This window comes from Caballeronia sp. M23-90, assembly GCF_053574605.1.
In genome coordinates, this window is sequence record NZ_JBSIPA010000711.1 from 1 (window position 1) to 2,173 (window position 2,173).

Genomic DNA, 2,173 nt, shown 5'->3' on the forward strand with positions numbered 1-2,173 from the left:
CCGCGACGCCACCCAGTTGTACGCGTGACACGCAATCCACAACAGGATGAATCCCAGGATCGCGTTCAGCAACAGTGCGCTTGTCACGGTGCTGAGTTCTACGGAGCCGTATCGGAAGAACGCGACCGTCTGGCCGAGGGCCATGCCACCTTCCTGCTCGACCTCGTTCCGGCGCTGACCCATGAACGCGTCCACGACGAAGTCACGCACCCACGCGGCGCACGTTCCATGTCGAGCCATTTGCAGAGCCGCCTGAAGCTGACGGGCGCGAAGGCCGGATTGCTGCGCGAATGCCTGACCCGCGAAGATTTCGCCGATGCCACCCGTCTTGCGCAACGCATCAAGGCATTGCCGTTGACAGTGACGCGGCCGCGGCCCATAGCGGAAGCAATCAGCAGCGCCGGCGGGGTGAGGTTCGAATCGCTGGATTCGCAATGGATGCTCGCAGCCTTGCCCGGCGTTTTCTGCGCGGGCGAAATGCTGGACTGGGAAGCGCCGACCGGTGGTTATCTGCTGACGTGCTGTTTCGCGAGCGGAGTGGTCGCCGGAGAAGGGGCGCTGGCTTATCTGAACCGGAACCGCGCCCCGGCGCTTTGATCAGGCTGGCACGAGCCGCCACAACGAAGTAACTTCGGCCGACCTCGCCTGGTATAGCGGATCGGTTTTATCGGCGGCGCGGGGGTGGTTCGGTCGCACGTCCATCCGGCCATCGGTCTTGAGCCCGGCTTGATCGACCCACTCCTGGAATTGGGCGCGCGTACGCAGGCCCAGATGCTCGGCCAGATCCGACAGGATCAGCCAGCCTTCGCCACCAGGCGTCAAATGCGCGGCAAGGCCGTCGAGGAAACCACGCAACATCCGGCTTTCCGGGTCGTAGATCGCATGTTCGATAGCCGAGCTCGGCCGCGCCGGCAACCACGGCGGATTACAGACGATCAACGGCGCGCGGCCTTCCGGAAACAAATCAGCTTCGATCACTTTGACCTGCGGCGAAAACCCGAGCAAATCGATGTTCTCATGCGCGCAGGCGAGCGCGCGCGGATCGATTTCCGTCGCGATCACGCGCTTCACGCCCCGCTGGGCCAGCAACGCGGCCAGCACGCCGGTGCCCGTGCCAATATCGAATGCCAGTTCCTTCGATGGCAACGGCTGATCCGCCACCAGCTTCACATACTCGCCGCGCACAGGCGAAAACACACCGTAATACGGGTGAATCCGCGCGCCCAGCGCCTCGACGTCCACGCCCTTCTTGCGCCACTCGTGCGCGCCGACCAGTCCGAGCACTTCCCGCAGCGACACGACCGACTCACCCGCCGCCGGACCGTATGCCTCTTCGCACGCCTCTTTCACAACCGGAGCACGCCGCAACGTGATGGCGTACTCGGCGTCGAGCGGCAGCAAGAACATGCCGAGCGTGCGGGCCCGCTGCGACTGAGCAAGCCGATGCAAATTGAACGCTTCGCCGGGCGCGGGCGCTTCAGCCGGCGCATCGGGCGTGGCGCTGCGTTGCTTGGCTTTCGCCTTCGCCGACTTCTTGGGCCGTGTTTCGATACGTCGCGCCACAGCCTGCAACAGCTGCCGCGCGTTTTGAAAATCGCCGCGCCACAAGATCGCGGTCCCTTCGCAAGCCAGCCGATACGCCGAGTCCGCGGTCATCTGGTCATCGCCTATGACGACGCGTTTTGGCGGCGCGATCCCGCTTTCCGAGCGCCAGAGCGCCGAATGGCTTTCGCCTTTTTCCTCCCATTCAATGAGGGCGAATGCGGCGCTGGTGCTGGAAGAGGTTTTGGAATGCATGCTGAATAAGTACCGGACAAAGTAAGAACCGCGAGGCGGAATGCCGACATTCTGAGGGCTTTTCACAAAACGGTCTGATTTTCCGTCCATTTGCAAGGCGCGTGACGACGCCACCGCCGCTGTAAGCGTGCGGTCTGCTGCGTAGGGCACAATCGGTTTTTCCCGAAAATTTCCCGCTCCCCGATGAACCTTCGCGTCCTTTCCGCCGTTGCCGCCGCGACGTTTTCTGCCTGCCTGCTCGCGTCCACGCCAGCCTTCGCCATGACGATAAAGTGGCATTCCGAACTGATACTTGCCCGTGGCGATCCACGCAAGCGCCGATTCGGTATGCAGTCCGCGAGGGATGATACGCGGGGGCGCCGGCGTGACCTTGAAG

General features: G+C 63.3%; 1 protein-coding gene and 2 pseudogenes. 1 reads left to right on the top strand and 2 read right to left on the bottom strand.

Annotated elements, in window-relative coordinates; all coding sequences use genetic code 11:
* Window positions 1–183 (bottom strand): annotated as a pseudogene (locus ACRXB1_RS34990) (hypothetical protein); the annotation flags it as partial.
* Here ACRXB1_RS34990 and ACRXB1_RS34995 point away from each other — a divergent pair.
* A pseudogene (locus ACRXB1_RS34995) lies at window positions 118–597 on the top strand (NAD(P)/FAD-dependent oxidoreductase); the annotation flags it as partial. The pseudogenes ACRXB1_RS34990 and ACRXB1_RS34995 sit on opposite strands and share 66 nt — an antisense overlap.
* On the opposite strand, the gene ACRXB1_RS35000 reads toward ACRXB1_RS34995, so the two are convergent.
* On the bottom strand, window positions 598–1,797 hold the full coding sequence (locus ACRXB1_RS35000; protein WP_449494650.1) for a 50S ribosomal protein L11 methyltransferase: 1,200 nt from the start codon (window positions 1,795–1,797) through the stop codon (window positions 598–600). It lies immediately after the preceding pseudogene.
* Window positions 1,798–2,173 lie beyond the last annotated feature (376 nt).